Origin of the sequence: Enterobacter sp. RHBSTW-00318, from assembly GCF_014101375.1 — a bacterium.
Taxonomy (GTDB): Bacteria; Pseudomonadota; Gammaproteobacteria; order Enterobacterales; family Enterobacteriaceae; genus Enterobacter; species Enterobacter ludwigii.
On record NZ_JABXQH010000001.1, the window covers coordinates 455,049 to 473,183 of the forward strand.

General features: G+C 60.6%; 1 protein-coding gene. It reads right to left on the reverse strand.

Annotation, left to right across the window (positions count from 1 at the left end; all coding sequences use genetic code 11):
- Positions 1–31: 31 nt before the first annotated feature.
- Complete coding sequence (locus HV157_RS02310; protein WP_182378389.1) at positions 32–18,037, reverse strand: Ig-like domain-containing protein; 18,006 nt, start codon at positions 18,035–18,037, stop codon at positions 32–34.
- Positions 18,038–18,135 lie beyond the last annotated feature (98 nt).

An 18,135-nucleotide genomic window follows, 5' to 3' on the forward strand; every position in this document is an offset into this window, starting at 1 on the left:
GGCCGCGAGGAGTGATCCTCGCGGCATAGTTTTACGCAATTAACAGTTGATGATTTGCCAGCAGCGTAGCCAGATCGGTCTGCACGCCGTTCAGCGTGACCAGCGTTGTGGGTGAGAACTGGCCGCCGCTACCGTCCAGGTCAACCTGGATTTCGGTATTGCTGCCGTTTTGCACCACGCGGATGTAATCGGTGATATTCCCCGCACTGCCGTCCAGCGTGGCGACCCCGTTCACATAGCTCGCTGAGCCCGTACCGGTGTAGCCGCTGCCTGAAAGCAGGTCGCGCAGGTCAATACGGTCCGTATCCGCCGTGCCTTCCCAGGTGCCTACCGTAAAGCCGTTCACCACATCACTGCCGTTACCGCCTGTGGCATTGGAGGCGTTGATCAACGTGTAGAGCAGCGTATCGTGACCGCCGCTGCCAATATTGAACGTATCGTTACCGCCACGGCCTTCGAACTGGTTGTTACCGCTGTTGCCGGTAATGACATCGTCAAAGTCCGAGCCGTTAATGCCCTCAATGTTCAGCAGGCGTGAGGTACCAAACCCGGTGTCCTGCGCGGTTGAAAGACGCAGGTCGACGGTCACGCCGGACGTCGCATTGCGGTAGTCCACCACGTCCATCCCCCCGGTGTTGCTCCAGGTGTCGTGATCCGAGTGGGTCGTCCAGCCGCCGGAACCGTTATAGGTATACGTGCCGTCCTCGGCGATAAAGGTGTCGTTATACCCGGTACCGGTAAGCGTCCCGCTGTGCCCTCCGGTTGCTGCTTCGGCAGTGAGGACGTAGCCCTCTTTGCCGTTGCCGGCTTCCAGACCGCTCCAGGTGACGTTATCCGACACGCCATTGGTGATTTTCAGGATCTCGGCCGAGTAAGTTTCATTCGGATCCAGACCGTAGAAACTCACCAGTGCAGAGGTATCGTTCGAACCGATACCGGACTGGGCGTTGATGATCTGCGAGGCCACCAGTACGCCCGCCGCGTTATACAGATTGACCGTATTACCGTAGTAGGCGTTGATACCCTCACTGTCGACAATGTGCAGATGCATCGCCGTGCCGTCGGCAACGGTTTTGCTGTTTTGCACCAGCACCACCTTGCCGTTCTGCTGCGACACCAGCAGATCCTGCGCGCCGTCCCAGTTGTAATCCACGGCGGCCACACCGGTGACGTTCGCCAGTCCGGAAGCCAGCTGACTTGATGTCCAGCTTGAACCGTAACCGTTGTTGGTAAACAGGGTTGCGGTCTGCGCTCCGCTGTAGGTACTGAGCTTGATGACGTCCATCTGGCCGTCAGCGTTCCAGTCCACCGCCACCGACAGATACCCTGCTGACGCGTTAGAGGCCTCAACCGCGCTCTTGGTGGTGGACAGTTTCCCGGTACCGTCGTTGTAGTAGATCACCCCGCCGTTGTTGTTGTAGCTGCTGCCCAGGTACAGATCCATGTAGCCATCGCCGTTGAAATCCGCCCACGTCATCGACGCCGCCGTGGTGGTATTCGCCACGTTTGCCACAAACACGTTAGTCAGGTTCTGACCGAGGGATAACGTCCCGTTACCGTTGTTGTTAATCACGGTAAGCGAGTACGCGCCGCTGCGGTTGGTGTGCTGAACCACATCCACGGTGCCGTCGTTATTCAGGTCAACACCGGAGATTTCACGCATGGTGGTGAATTGTCCCCAGAACCCGGCGCCGCCATAGCTCCCATCCGGCGTGAGTACCCCCTTGTTGTTAATAAGGTAGGTAATGGAGTCCGCACCGGCATCGCCATACGCAAGGTCCAGATATCCGTCACCGGTTTTATCGTAGGCAATGACACCGCCGTACCAGATAGTGGTTCCCATACCCAGTTGGCTGGCGTTGTAAGTGCTGCCATCGTAGGTCCACATCACCTGTGTAGACCCGCCGTAGGTGGTTTCAGTCGCAAAGATGTCCTGCGTGCCGTTACGGTCAAAATCGGCAGCGGTCTGGCTAACGGCAGGGTAGCCACGCGTATTGGTCAGCGCGTTCGCCGCGTAGGTAGAATCATCACTGCTGGAATAGGACTGTCCGTTAGCAATGATATTCCACAGGCCGCTGCTGTTCATGCCGACGGTCATGGTCGAGTTATCGCTGTTACCCGCCGTGGTGGCCCAACTGGTATTCACCGTGGTGGTATCAATCACCAGGCTGCCGCTCGCCGTCCCGGTGGTATTGCCGTTACCCGCGCTGCTCTTCACCTGTGCCGTTACGTTATAACTGGCAACGCTCAGTGCATCGCTGTCCGGGATCTGCAGATACCAGGTGTTGTGATCCGGGTCGACCACCACCGCGCCGCCCGTCTGCGAGGTGTAGGTTTTACCGTTCACATTCACCACCAGGTACTCGCCGTTCACCAGATCCGCGGAGACCGTTCCGCTGACAATCGGCGTGGTATCCGATGTTGTCTGCGCGGTAATTGCCGCCGTGGTGGTCGGGATACTGGTATCGACGTTCAGTACAAACCCGTCCGATTCCGTATAGTTACCGGCTTTATCGGTTACCCGCAGGATATACGTATGATTGCCATCGCTCAGGCCATTATCCTGGAAGGACCAGCTTGCGCTACCGTTCATCGTGACCTGGCCCAGCAGGATCCCGTCACGATAAAGCTGCACAATCTCACCGTCATCCGGCGCGCGGTTCAGCGTTCCGTTGATCAGCGGCGAGCTGTCATCCGTCGCCATCGCGCTGCCAAAGGAGCCCTGACGCTCACCTTCGCCATCGGTATAGCTCACCACGGTGCCCACGGTGGTTGGCGGCGTGGTATCCACCGTCACCACCTGCGATGAGGTTGAGCCCACGTTGCCCGCCTGGTCGATAATCCGCACCTGATAGGTGTAATCACCGTCAGCCAGATCGCGGGTATCGGTGTAGCTCCAGCGCTGGTTGGTTACCGTTGCATCTGTCCAGGTATTCCCGCCGTCCAGGCTAATCTGCACGCGTTCATCATTGGCCAGCGCGCTGCCAAGCGAGCCGTTGAGCGTAAGCGTGGTGTCCATGGTGATGAAATCAGTGCCGGACTGCCCGGTATCTTCACTGATGCTGTCAATGGTGATGCCGTACTGAGGCGCATGGGTATCAACCGTGACCGTCTGCGACGTGGTCGCCCCGACGTTACCGGCCAGATCGACCACCCGCACCTGATAGTTATAGCTACCGTCGGCCAGGGTACGCGTGTCGTTATAGCTCCACTGTGTGCCATTCACCGTCGCGTTAACCCAGGTGGTGCCGCCATCCATACTGACCTGAACATACTCGCCCGCACCGGGTTGCGCCCCCAGCGTCCCGTTCAGGGTGTAGGACGTTGAACTGGTCAGGAAGTCGTTGTTGTCGAAGCCGGTATCCACGGTGATGTTATCCACGGTCACCGTAATCGCCGCATCCGGGGCGACCGTATCGACAGTCACCTGCTGATGGGCACTGGATCCCACGTTACCTGCGGCATCCACCACGCGCACATAATAGTCATAGGTGGCATTACCCAGCGTGCGGCCGTCTACGTAGTACCAGCTGTTGCCGGTGACAATCACGTTCTGCCAGGTCACTCCACCGTCGATGCTGATTTGCGCATATTCGCCGTCAGCCAGCGTCGCGCCGAGCGAGCCATGCAGCGTCAGCGAGGTATCATGGGTGATAAAGTCGCTGCTGCTCAGGCCAGTGTCATCGCTGATGCTGTCAATGGCGATGGTTTTACTGGCATCGGGTGCCACGGTATCAATGGTGACCACCTGGCTGGTGGTGGCGCTGATATTGCCCGCATCGTCAATCACGCGAAGCTGATAGTTATAATCGCCGTCCGCCAGCGTGCGGGTATCAACCCAGGTCCAGCTCAGTCCGCTGACGCTGACGTCCGTCCAGGTTACGCCGCCGTCGAGGCTGATCTGCGCGTGATCGCCACTCCCCAGCGCCGCACCGAGCGTCCCTTTCAGGCTGATCTGGTTATCGCTGGTGATAAAGTCGCTGCCAGACAAACCGGTATCCTGACTGACGGAATCGACCGTAATGGTCGTCGCCGCAGGCGCGGTGAGATCCACCACCACGTTCTGGCTGTCCGTTGCCCCTACGTTACCCGCGTTATCAATCACGCGGACCTGGTACTGATACGTACCGTCCGTCAGGGTGCGGCCATCGGTGTAGCGCCAGGTGGTGCCCGTGACGGCCAGGTCAATCCAGCTCGCCCCGCCGTCCACGCTGATCTGCGCTTTCTCGTTATTGCCGAGCTGCGCGGTCAATGAACCGTTAACAATAATCTGGCTGTCGTTGGTGATGAAATCACTCGCGCTCAGCCCGGTATCGTTTTGCAGGGCGTCGATACTGATCCCCATTGACGGCGCGGTCAGATCCACGGTCACGGTGTGATCGTCGCTGGCAGTGTTACCGATGGTATTACTCACCTGGGCATGGATCACATACGATCCTCCGTCTGCCAGCGCGGTCACGTCTGCACTGCCTACGGTGTAGTTCCAGCTACCGTCAGCCTGCACGGTTGTGGTGTAGGTTTTGCCGTTCAGGGTGATGGTCACCGTCTGGCCCGCAGGCGCGTCGGTGGTACCACTGACCACCAGAGGGATACCATGTTCAGCGGCGCTGACGATATCGTCCTGCGCAAAGGTGTGGATAGTTATGGTCGGGACATCACCGTTCAGCGTCACGTCGTGCGTCGCGCTGCCCGGGTTACCGGCCTTATCGTTCACCGTCGCCGTTAGGGTGTAATTCCCGTCGCTCAGGCCGAGGAAATCATGCCCCGGCACAAAGACCGACCACGAGCCGTCCGCCCCCACGGTCGCCTGATAGCGGTGATCGTTGAAGGAAACCGTCACCGTCTGGCCCTGTTCCGCCGTGGTGGTGCCGCTGATGGTCTGGCCTGCCAGCTGCTCAGCGTTATTGACAATATCGTCATCCGCCACAGTGCCGATGGTTACGGTTGGCGCCACGGTATCCACCGTCAGGGTGTGAGTGGTCTGTCCGCTGTTACCCGCTTTATCGTTGACTGAAGCGGTCAGCGTCAGCGCCCCTTCATTCAGGGCCGCCAGGTCGGCGGCCGGCACATTCAGCGTCCACGTACCATCGTTCGCCACCGTTGCGCTGTAGGTTTTACCCCCCAGCGTTACGGTAACGGTCTGCCCGGCTTCCGCGCTGGTAGAACCGTGCACGGTCAGCGGCTGCTGTGCTTCTGCTGCATTTAACACGTCGTCGCCAGAGAGCGTATTCACACCGATCACCGGCGCGGTGGTATCCACGCTGATGCTGTGCGTTGCCGACGCGCTGTTGCCCGCGCTGTCCTGGGCAGCAACGGAGACAGGATAATGTCCGCCATCGGTCAGTGCGCCCACATCAGCAGCCGGCACGGTAGTCGTCCAGGAGCCGTCACTCTGAATGGTGGCGGTGTAGCTTTTACCGTTCAGGGTTACCGTGACCTGCGTCCCGCTGGCAAACTGCGCGCTCGAGCCGTTAATCACCAGTGAGGAGCCTGCTTCTGCCGCGTTGATCACGTCGTCGCCGGCAATGGTATTCACGGTCAGCGCCACCGAGGCCGTGTTGACCACCACATCATGGGTCTTCGTGCTGCTGTTGCCCGCACTGTCGGTAATGGTTGCACTGAGGGTCGCGGTGCCGTCAGCCAGCGAGGAAATTACGCTGGCCGGTACGCCCACACTCCAGTTGCCGCTCGCATCCACGGTTGTCGTGTACTGATGAGACCCGACGGTAATCACCAGCCTGTCGCCGACGTTTGCACCGGTTGCACTACCGCTGACGATCTGCGCCTGCGCATGCTCCACGCTGTTGATCACATCATCAACGGCGACCGCGTTAAAGCTGATAACCGGTGGCGTGGTGTCAAGGGTAATGGCTTTAGCCGCACTGCCTGGGTTACCGGCCGCATCGCTCACGCTAACCTGTACGGTGTAGCCGTTGTCGGCCATCGCAGTCAGGTCGGCCCCGGGCACATTCACACTCCACGTGCCGCCTGCCTGAACCTGCGCGGTGTACTGCTTATCGCCGAGCGTTACGGTGACCGTCTGACCCGCTTCTGCCGTGGTGGTGCCGGTGATGGCCACACCTGCAGACGCTTCGCTGGCGTTGATCACATTGTCGCCGGCAACTGTATCAATTGTCACGCCAGGCGCGGTCGCATCGACGCTGTATTCGCGCCCTGCTGAGGCGCTGTTGCCGTTCACGTTGGTGACGCTCACCTGTACGCTGGCATCGCCCTCTTTCAGACCGGCCAGGTCAGCAGACGGTACCGTCGCCGTCCAGTTACCGCTGGCATCAACGGTGGCCGTGTAGTGCTTGCCGCCAAAGGTGATGCTGACGGTCTGGTTGGCTTCCACGTTGCTGGTGGTGCCGGAAAGCAGCAGATCTGCCCCTTTCTCCGCCGCGTTAATCACATCGTCAACGGCAATGGTATCAATGCTGATGGCGACGGCCGCCAGATCAACAGTGACGTCATGGCTGATGGTCACCGGATTGCCCGTGGTGCTTTGGCCTGCAACGGTAACGCTTACCGTTCCTGCCTGCAGCGCGCTTACATCCGTCGCCGGAATAGCCGCGTTCCAGGTCCCGTCAGCCAGTACGGACGCCGCATAGGTTTTGCCGTTCACCGTTACCGTAAGCATGGTCCCCGCTGCCAGCCCATCGCTGGAGCCGCTGACAATCAGGTTCTGACCATGCTCAATGCTGTTGATCACATCGTCGCCTGCCACGGTATCGACACGCAGCCCCGGCAGGCTGGCATCGATGGAGATATCACGCTCGCCGGAACCGGTATTGCCGTGCCCGTTGGTAACCGTTGCGGTGACGGTCAGGTCGCCATTACCCAGCGCGGTCAGCACGGACTGCGGGACATCAACCGACCAGCTCAGATCGCTCTGTACCGTTGTGGTGTAGGTATTGCCACCGACAGAGACCGTCACGGTGTTACCCGCTTCGGCGTTCACCACTTTCCCGCCGATCGTCTGGCCTGCCGCCACTTCCGCTGCATTGATGACGTTGTCACCGGCCACGGTGTTGATGGTGACGGTCGGCAGCGCGGTGTCGACCTGCAGGTTCGCCGTATTGCTGACGCTGTTCCCCACGGTGTTCGTCGCGGTTGCGCTCAGGGTGTAGTTCGCCTCACCCAGCGCGGCCAGATCCGCTGCCGGTACCGTCAGGCTCCAGCCGCCGTCCGCCGCGGTTGTTGCGGTGTATTGTTTGCCGTTCAGGGTCACGGTGACCAGGGTGCCTTCCGCAAGGTTAGCGCTGGTACCGCTGACGCTCAGATCCTGACCTTTCTCCACCGCGTTCAGCACATTGTCGCCGCTCAGGGTACTGAAGCCCACGGAAGGCAGTCCGGTATCGACGGTCACGTTATGGGTGCCAGATCCGGTATTGCCCGCGGCATCGGTGACGCTGACGCTGACCGTCACGGTGCCATCCTGCTGCGCGGAAATCACGTTCGCCGGAACGCCGACGCTCCAGTTACCCGCGGCGTCCAGCACGGTGGTGTAGGTCTGGCCGCCAACGGTCACGGTGACTTTATCGCCCGCCGCCGCGCCGGTGGCGGAGCCGCTGACGATCTGCGCCTGCGCATGCTCAGCCACGTTAATCACGTCGTCGCCCGCCACGGTGTTGATGGTCACGACCGGCACCGTCACGTCGACCGTCAGGTTGTGAGCCACCGAGGCCGGGTTACCCGCCTTGTCACTGACGGCGGCCGTTACGGTCACGCTGCCGTCCGTAAGCGCCGCCAGGTCGGCTGCCGGAACGTCCAGCGTCCAGTTGCCGTCTGCCCCCACGGTGGTGGTGTAGTCCTTCCCGTTCAGGCTTACGGTGACCGTCTGGCCCGCTTCGGCGGTGCTGGTACCGGACACCGTCAGGTCAGCTTTCGCTTCGGTCGCATTCAGGATGTCGTCAGCCGCCAGGGTGTTAATCGTTACGGACGGCGCGGTGGTGTCCACGCTGTACTCGCGACCCGCAGACGCGCTGTTGCCGTTGACGTTGGTGACGCTCACCTGCACGCTGGCATCGCCCTCTTTCAGACCGGCCAGGTCAGCAGACGGTACGGTATAAGTCCAGTTACCGCTCGCATCGACAGTGGTGGTATAGATTTTACCGCCCATGGCGAGGGTGACGGTCTGTCCGGCTTCCACGTTGGTGGTCGCACCTGACAGCACCAGATCGGTCCCTTTTTCCGCCGCGTTAATCACGTCATCGGTAGCGATGGCGTTAATGCTGATCGCCACGGTCGCCAGATCCACCTTCACGTCGTGGCTGATGGTCATCGGGTTGCCCGTCGGGCTATCACCGGTAACGGTAATTTTCACGGTGCCTTCCGGCCACGCGCTGACGTCTGCGGCCGGCACGGCTGCGTTCCAGGTCCCGTCCGCCAGTACGGACGCCGCATAGGTTTTGCCGTTCACGGTGACGGTCAGTGCCGTGCCCGCTGCCAGCCCATCGCTGGAGCCGCTGACAATCAGGTTCTGACCATGCTCGATGCTGTTAATCACATCGTCGCCTGCCACGGTATCGACACGCAGGCCCGGCAGGCTGGCGTCAATGGTGATATCGCGTTCGCCGGAACCGGTATTGCCGTGCCCGTTGGTGACGGTGGCCGTCACGCTCAGTCCGCCGTTACCCAGCGCCGTCAGCACCTCTGAAGGCACGTTGACGGACCAGGTCAGGTCATCCTGCACCGTCGCCGTCCAGCTGTTACCGCCCATCGTAACGGTGACGGTATTGCCCGCTTCGGCGTTCATCACTTTCCCGCCGATCGTCTGACCTGCCGCCACTTCCGCCGCATTGATCACGTTGTCACCGGCCACGGTGTTGATGATGACGGTTGGCAGCGCGGTGTCGACCTGCAGGTTCGCCGTATTGCTGACGCTGTTCCCCACGGTGTTCGTCGCGGTTGCGCTCAGGGTGTAGTTCGCCTCACCCAGCGCGGCCAGATCCGCTGCCGGTACCGTCAGGCTCCAGCCGCCGTCCGCCGCGGTTGTTGCGGCGTACTGTTTGCCGTTCAGGGTCACGGTGACCAGGGTACCTTCCGCAAGGTTGGCGCTGGTACCGCTGACGCTCAGATCCTGACCTTTCTCCACCGCGTTCAGTACGTTGTCGCCGCTCAGGGTATCGAAGCCCACGGAAGGCAGCCCGGTATCGACGGTCACGTTATGGGTGCCGGATCCGGTATTGCCCGCGGCATCGGTGACGCTGACGCTGACCGTCACGGTGCCGTCGCTGAGGCCAGAAATCACGTTCGCCGGAACGCCCACGCTCCAGTTACCCGCGGCGTCCAGCACGGTGGTGTAGGTCTGGCTGCCAAGGGTCACGGTGACTTTATCGCCCGCCGCCGCGCCGGTGGCGGAGCCGCTGACGATCTGCGCCTGTGCATGCTCAGCCACGTTAATCACGTCGTCGCCCGCCACGGTGTTGATGGTCACGACCGGCACCGTCACGTCAACAGCCAGGTTGTGAGCCACCGAGGCCGGGTTACCCGCCTTGTCACTGACGGCGGCCGTCACGGTCACGCTGCCGTCCGTAAGCGCCGCCAGGTCGGCTGCCGGAACGTCCAGCGTCCAGTTGCCGTCTGCGCCCACGGTAGTGGTGTAGTTCTTCCCGTTCAGGCTTACGGTGACCGTCTGGCCCGCTTCGGCGGTGCTGGTACCGGACACCGTCAGGTCAGCTTTCGCTTCGGTCGCATTCAGGATGTCGTCAGCCGCCAGGGTGTTAATCGTTACGGACGGCGCGGTGGTGTCCACGCTGTACTCGCGGCCCGCAGACGCGCTGTTGCCGTTGACGTTGGTGACGCTCACCTGCACGCTGGCATCGCCCTCTTTCAGACCGGTCAGGTCAGCAGACGGCACCGTCGCCGTCCATTTGCCGTCGGCATCCACCGACGCCGTATAGGTTTTACCGCCGAAGAGGATGCTGACGGTCTGATTCTCCTCCACGTTGGAGGTGGTGCCAGAGAGCACCAGGTCCGCGCCCTTCTCAGCCGCGTTAATCACATCATCCGTGGCAATGGCGTCAATCCCGATGGCGACCGCCGCAAGGTCCACCGTCACATTGTGGCTAATAGACACCGGCGTACCGGCGCTGTTCTGCCCCTCAACGGTGACAGCTACCGTGCCTGCCGCCAGCGCGCCAACATCGGCCGCCGGAATAGCCGCACTCCAGGTGCCGTCAGCCAGCACGGTGGCCGGATAGGTTTTATTATTTACCGTTACGGTCAGTGCGGTTCCTGTCGCCAGTCCTTCGCTGGTGCCGGTCACGATCAGGTTCTGGCCATGCTCGATGCTGTTGATCACATCGTCACCCGCCACGGTATCCACGCGCAGGCCCGGCAGGCTGGCGTCGATGGTGATATCGCGCTCGCCGGTGCCGCTGTTGCCCACGCCGTTAGTCACGCTGGCGGTGACGGTCAGTTCGCCGTTACCCAGTGCGGTTAACACGGACTGCGGTACGTTGACGGACCAGGTCAGGTCATCCTGCACCGTGGCGGTCAGGGTGTTACCGCCGAGGGTCACGGTGACGGTGTTGCCCGCCTCGGCGTTCACCACGGTACCGCTGAGAGTCTGGCCGGTCGCCAGCTCCGCGGTATTGATAATATCGTCGCCAGCCACGGTGTTGATGGTGACACCCGGCAGGACAGACTCCACGTTCACGGTGTGAGTCACGCTGGTACTGTTGCCAACAGCATCGGTTGCAGACGCGGTGAGGGTGTAGATCGCTTCACCCAGTGCGCCGACCTGATCCGCCGGAACGGTAGCCCTCCACAGCCCGTTATCATCCACCGTCGCGCTGTAGGCTTTGCCGTTCAGCATCACGGTGACGATCGCGCCCGCCGCCAGACCTGACGCGGTGCCGGTGAGGGTGAGATCCTGCGTTTTCTCGGTGCTATTGATGACATCGTCGTCTGAAACGGTGTCAATGGTCAGCACCGGAGCGGTAAGGTTGACGGCCACGTCGTGAGTCGCACTGTTGCTGTTACCCGCTTTATCGGTCAGGGTCGCGGTGATGGTGTGATCCCCGGCGGCCAGAGCAGTGACGTCGGCCGCAGGCACTCCCACGCTCCAGTTGCCCGCGGCATCCAGCGTGGCGGTGTAAGATTTATTATTGATGGTGACGGTGACCACATCACCCGCTGCCGCGCCGGTGACAGACCCGGTGACAATCAACGCCTGCGCGTGCTCAACGCTGTTGATGACGTCGTCATCCGAAACGGTGTGAATGGTCAACTGCGGCACCGTGGTATCCACCAGCACGTCACGATCCACCGAGGCCGGGTTACCCGCTTTGTCGGATACCGCCGCGGTGATGGTGTAGTTTCCGTCGATAATGCCGCTCAGGTCGGTTGACGGTACGCTCAGGCTCCAGCTGCCATCCGCCTGCACGGTGGTGGTGTAATCCTTGCAGTTCAGCGTCACGGTCACGGTCTGACCCGCTTCCGCGTTTGTGATGCCGTTAACCACCAAATCCTGCTGCGCTTCAGACGCATTAATGATGTTGTTGTCGCTGACAATGTCGATAGAGACCGTCGGCGCGGTCGTATCCACGCTGTATTCACGGCCCGCTGACGCGCTGTTGCCGTTCACGTTGGTGACGCTAACCTGCACGCTGGCATCGCCCTCCTTCAGGCTGACTAAATCAGCAGAAGGCACGGTAGCGGTCCAGTTACCGCTGGCATCCACGGTCGCGGTGTAAGACTTGCCGCCGAAGGTGATATACACGGTCTGGTTGGCTTCGACGTGGGTGGTGGTACCCGACAGGACCAGGTCCGTGCCTTTTTCCGCCGCGTTGATCACGTCGTCGGTGGCAATCGCGTTGACGCTGATCGCCACCGCGGCCAGATCGACCGTGACGTCATGCGCGATCGTCACCGGGTTTCCTGCGGTGCTCTGACCCTCAACGGTTACCGTCACCTTGCCTGCGCTCAGCGCGCTGACGTCGGCGGCCGGGATCGCTGCCGTCCAGGTTCCGTCGGCCAGAACCGTCGCGGCATAGGTTTTACCATTGACGGTCACCGTCAACGCGGAGCCGGTTTTCAGCCCATCACTGGAGCCGCTAATAATCAGGTTTTGACCATGCTCGATGCTGTTAATCACATCGTCGCCCGCCACGGTATCGACCCGCAGACCCGGCAGGTTGGCATCAATGGTGATGTCGCGGCTGCCGGAGCCGGTATTGCCGTGACCGTTAGTGACGCTTGCCGTCACGGTCAAATCGCCGTTGCCAATGGCCTTTAAGACTTCAGGCGGCACATTGACCGACCAGCTCAGATCATCCTCAACGGTGGCGGTCCAGGTGTTGCCCCCCATTGAAATCGTGACAGTGTCACCACTTGCGGCACCGCTGACTTTTCCGCTCAGGGTCTGTCCCGCAGTCACTTCCGCCGCATTGATGACATCATCAATGGCGACAGCGTTAATGGTCACCACCGGTAGCGCACTGTCGACAAGTGCCTGATGGCTGGTGCTCGCGCTGTTGCCTGCTGTATCGGTCACGCTCGCGGTGACCGTGTAGTTCGCTTCGCCCAGCGCCGAGACGTTTGCTGCCGGTACCGTCACGCTCCAGTTGCCGCTGGCGTCAGTCGTGGCCGTGTAGTTAATGCCATTCAGGGTCACGACGATCGTGGTGCCGTCCGGCTGGTTGCTGGTGCCGGAAAGTTGCAGATCTTCGCCTTTCTCGATGGCATTGATCACATCATCGCCCGCAACGGTATTGATAGCGATAACCGGAGCGGTCAGGGAAACCGCAATCTCATGCGTCTGCGTGGTGCTGTTGCCCGCTTTGTCGGTGAGGGTCGCAGACATCGTATGGTCGCCATTGCCCAGCGCGCCCGCGTCAGCCGCCGGAATACCCATACTCCAGTTGCCGGACGCGTCCAGCATTGCGCTGTAATTTTTACCGTTCAGCGTCACGGTGATCACGTCGCCTGCCTGTGCCCCGGTGACTGTGCCAGAAACGATCAGCGCCTGACCGTGTTCAGCAATATTCAGAATGTCATCACCGGCAACGGTGTTGAAGGTGATCTGCGGCACGGTAGTGTCCACCAGCACAGACGCATCCGTGCTGGCCGGGTTACCGGCTTTATCCGACACGGTCGCCGTAACGACGGCAGTGCCGTCGGCGATACCGGCCAGATCGGCTGCCGGCACGTCAAGCGTCCAGCTGCCGTCAGCCTGTACCTGTGCGGTGTATTGATTGCCATTAAAGGTCACCGTGACCGTCTGCCCCGCTTCGGCAGTCGAGGTGCCGCTCAGGGTGAGATCCTGTGCCGCCTCTGCCGCATTGAGCATGTTGTCGTGACTGACCGTATCGATGGTGACCGCAGGCGCAGTGGTATCGACGCTGAATTCGTGTGACGAAGAGGCCGGGTTGCCATTCACGTTGCTCACGCTCACCTGAACGCGGGCATCGCCCTCTTTCAGGCCGCTTACATCCGCAGCCGGAACGGTGTAAGCCCAGTTGCCATTCGCATCCACGGTGGTGGTGTAGCTTTTGCCACCAAAGGTGACCGTCACCGTCTGACCGGCTTCGACCCCAGACGTGGTGCCGGAGAGCGCCAGATCGTGTCCCTTCTCTGCCGCATTCAGCACGTTATCAGGGGTCACGCTGTTAACGCTTATCGCGACCGGGGCGAGATCGACATCCACCACGGTCCCGATATTCACCGGGTTGGCGGAAGCATCCTGTGCGCGGGCTGTAATGTCGAGAGGACCGTCCGCCCACTGGCTGACATCCGCCGCAGGCACAACCGCTTTCCAGGTTCCGTCGGCCAGGACCGTGGCGACGTACTCAATGTTGTTAATGGTCACGGTAACGCTGCTGCCCGCCGCCAGATCGGTGCTGGTACCGGAAACAATCAGGTTCTGCCCATGCTCGATGATATTGATAACATCGTCGCCCGCCACGGTATCAATACGCAGACCAGGCAACTGGGCGTCGATGGTGAAGTCCAGCGCGGCAGAACCGGTGTTTCCGTGCGCATTCGTCACGCTGGCCGTAACCGTCAGCTCACCGTTACCGAGCGCGGTTAACTGGCTCTGGGTTAACGGCAGGCTCCAGGTAAGATCGTCCTGCACCGCAACGGTATACGTCTGGCCGCCCAGGGTAAGGGTGACAATGTCGCCTGCCGCCGCGTTGGCGACTTTCCCCGTCAAGGTCTGGCCTGCCGCCAGTTCCGCCGCGTTGATGATGTTATCGCCCGCCAGCGTGTTGAGCGTGACCACCGGCAGCGAGCTGTCTACCAACACATCGTGCGTGGCCGACGCGCTATTACCCACACTGTCCGTGACGCTCGCCGTCACCGTGTAGTGCGCCTCGCCCAGCGCGCTTACTGCGGAGGCCGGTACGGTAACACGCCAGTTACCGCTGGCATCCGTAATGGCGGTGTAGTGAATGCCATTCAGGGCCACGGTGATCGGGGTGCCTTCTGGCTGGTTGCTGGTCCCGGAAAGCAGCAGATTTTCGCCTTTTTCGGTGGCGTTAATCACGTCGTCCGCCGCCAGAGTGTGAATACCTATCTCCGGCGTCACGGTATTAACCACCACCTCCAGCGTGCTGCTGCCGGTGTTGCCAGATTGATCGGTCACAGAGACCGTAATCGTCCAGGTTCCGTCCGCCAGGCCCTGTACCACAGACGCAGGCAGGCCGAGGCTCCAGTTGCCCGCCGCATCCACCACGGTGGTGTAATCCACGTTATTGATGGTCACCGTGACCCAATCACCCGCTGCCGCTCCGGTCACGGAGCCGCTGAGAACCTGCGCCTGGGTATGGGCAAGCTGGTTAATGGTATTGGTATCGGTGACAAAATCGTTAATGGTCACCTGCGGTACGGTGGCATCCACCAGCCCGACGCGATCCGTGCTGCTGCTGTTACCTGCCACATCGCTCACGGTTGCCGTTACCGTGACGGTGCCATCGGCCAGTGCGCCGACGTCCGCGGCAGGTACTGTCAGTTGCCAGCTACCGTCATGTTGAACGGTGGTCTGGTAGGTTTTACCGTTCAGCGCGACGGTGACCGTCTGGCCCGCTTCCGCCGTGCTGCTACCGCTTAACACGATATCCTGCTGCGCTTCGGCGGCACTGACGATGTTGTCATCGGTCAGATTATTGATCGTGATGTCCGGAGGCAGCGTATCGACCGTCACCACGCGCGACGCATCGGCGCTGTTGCCGTTAACGTTCGTCACGCTGACGCTCACCTGCGCGCGGCCGTCAATCAACGTTTCCATGGCGCTGGCCGGTACGGTCAGGCTCCAGGAGCCGTCCTGCTGCACCTGCGCGGTATAGGTCCGATCGGCGAATTTCACCACCACAGTCTGCCCGGCTTCCACGCCCTGCGTCTGGCCTGAGAGCGTGAGATCGCTGCCTTTTTCCGCCGCGTTCAGCCGGTCATCACCGGAGATGACATCAACAGTAACCGCCACGGCGTTCAGGTCGAGTTCGATCGGATGTTCAGCGGCAACGGCATTGCCCCACGCATCTTCTGCACTGACGTGCACCGCGATATGGCCCGGCGTCCAGGACTGGAGGTCGATCGCCGGGACACCAATCTGCCAGCCACCGGTGGCGTTGACCACGGTGACATAATCGACGTTATTGATGGTGACGGTGATCTGCGTGCCTGCGGCCAGATGGCTGCTGGAGCCGGTCACGGTAAGATCCTGATGCTGCTCAATGGCATTGATCACGTCATCACCGGAAAGGGTGTTGACGCGCAGACCCGGCAGCGTCGCGTTGATATTGATATCGCGCTCGCCGCTGCCCGTATTGCCGTGGCTGTTGGTGACTGACGCGGTAATGGTCAGGTCGCCGTCGCCGAATGCCCTGAGATCCGCAGACGGGATAGTGAGGTTCCAGGTCAGATCGCTACCCACGGTGGCGCTGTAATGCTTGCCACCAACGGAAACAGACACCGTATCCCCTGCCGCTGCACCCGTGACACGACCGCTGATCGTTTTATCGGCGGCCACTTCGGCGTTATTCACCCGGTTGTCGCCGGCAAAGGTATTGATGACCACCTGTGGCAACACGGTATCAACCAGCAGTGTGGCCTCCGCTGAGCCGCTGTTGCCCACGCTGTCGGTACCGCTGACGCTGACGGTGTACAGCGTGTTCGCCAGTTGCAGGACGTCGGAAACCGGTACCTGAACTGACCAGCTCCCGTTCTCGACAACGGTTTGATAATTGACGTTGTTCAGCGTCACGGTGATGGCGCTGCCGTCTGGCAGCGTGCTGGTGCCTGTCAGGCTCAGCGGCTGCATAGCCTCCTGAGCATTGAGAACGTTATCCTGGCTGATGGCATGAACGGTAAATTCCGGTGGGTTACCGCTCAGCGTAATGCCGTGTGTGGCGCTGCCTGTATTGCCCGCGGCATCGGTAACGGAAACCGTAATGTTGTGGTTGCCTTCTCCCAGCAAGCCCACCACGGACGAAGGCACACCCACGCTCCAGCTGCCATCCGCCTGCACCACACCGGTGAAGGTCTGACCGCCAACGGTTACGCTCACGACATCCCCTGCTGCGGCGCCGCTCGCCGTACCGGAAATAATCTGCGCCTGGCCCTGCTCGCTGGTATTGAGGATATTGTCGTCAGCAACGGTGTTAATCGTCACGACCGGCGCGGCGGTATCCACGGTGAAATCGACGGTCGTGGAAGATCCGTTCCCCGCTTTATCGCTGACGTTCACCGTTAGCGTATGGTCGCCATTCGCCAGCGATTGCACCTCGCTGGCGGGCAGCGTAACGGACCACGTGCCGTCGCTCCCTACCGTGGCGGTATGATTTTTCCCGTTGAGCGTTACCGTCACAATCTGGCCGGCTTCCGCATCGGTTTTACCGGTGAGCGTCAGCGCCTGGTTGTGCTCAGCCGCGTTGATGATGTTGTCCTGCGCAATCGTATCAACAGAAAGCGCTGGCGCGTTGGTATCCACACCTATCGTCTGGCTGCCGCTCACGGTATTGCCCGCGGCGTCTTTACCGCTGACGTTCACCGTCCAGGTGCCGTCACCCAGCGCCTGTGCATCCGCGGCAGGCACGTTCACACTCCATACGCCGCCGGCCCCCACTTCCGCCGTGTAGGTTTTGCCGTTCAGCGTGACGGTAAGCCCGGTTCCCTGCGCCAGATTTTTGCTGGTGCCGGACAGCGTAAAGCCAGCGGAGTGTTCGCTGGCATTGATCACGTTGTCACCGGCCGTTGTCCCCAGCGTGATGCTGGCGTTAGCGGTAGAAATTGTGACGGTAATGCTGCCCGCCTGCGTCGTTTTGCTCCCGTCGATTTGCACGACAGACCAGGTATGTTCGCCGTCAGCCTGAGTCGGGAGTTTTACGGTCCAGGTACCCTCTTTCCCGACCATGGTGCTGGCAATGGTGCTTCCGCTGCTGTCTTTAACCTGAATGGTCGCGCCCGGCTGCCCGGTACCGCTGAAGGTTGGGGTGTGGTCGTCCGTGATCGCTTTTCCACTCAGCACACCCTGCTTATCACCCGCGTTGTCCGTCAGCAAAAAGGTCGGCGTCGCGCTTTCAACATCTTTGGTGTTGTCGATGACTTTAGTTTTGGTTTCGCCGTCACCCCCGTGCGCCAGCAGTGCGCCAATGGCACCGCCGCCCAACGCAGCGCCTGCAATCCATCCCCATGGCGCGTCATTGAGAACGCTTCCCTGCTCAAGGAAAGGCTCAATGCTGGCAACCGGCGTAGCCTGCGCGGTTAACTCGGTAACAGCAACGCCAGACGCTTCCCCGGCATCGGCAAAAGAAATATGCGTCAGTTCCTGCTGATCGTTGAAGACCAGTTCTGATTGATTATGGGTCTGTGGATCTTCAACAAAATAGTTATTGCAGCGAATAACGCTGCCGTCTTTCATATAAATAAGCAGGTCTTTACCCTGGCGAACATAACGCACAACATCCTGAGCAGAACCCTGAATTTCAATCACACTCGGCGAAGAAATAGAAACCGACAAATTACCCTCTCCGGTTAATTTCGTTTTCTCGGCCGATTTGCGAATGATGACATCAACAATTTTTACGTTACTCATTTTCCTCTCCTTGCAGGTGTCCGGATTCCTGTGGATATGTCCACCAAATGGATGTAGCTATCCCTGGGAAAAAGCACCCATTATTTTCTTACTTATTT

Bases quoted from the DNA above. Each gene is read 5' to 3' on its own strand.
- HV157_RS02310 (WP_182378389.1), bottom strand. From the start codon at position 18,037: ATGAGTAACGTAAAAATTGTTGATGTCATCATTCGCAAATCGGCCGAG.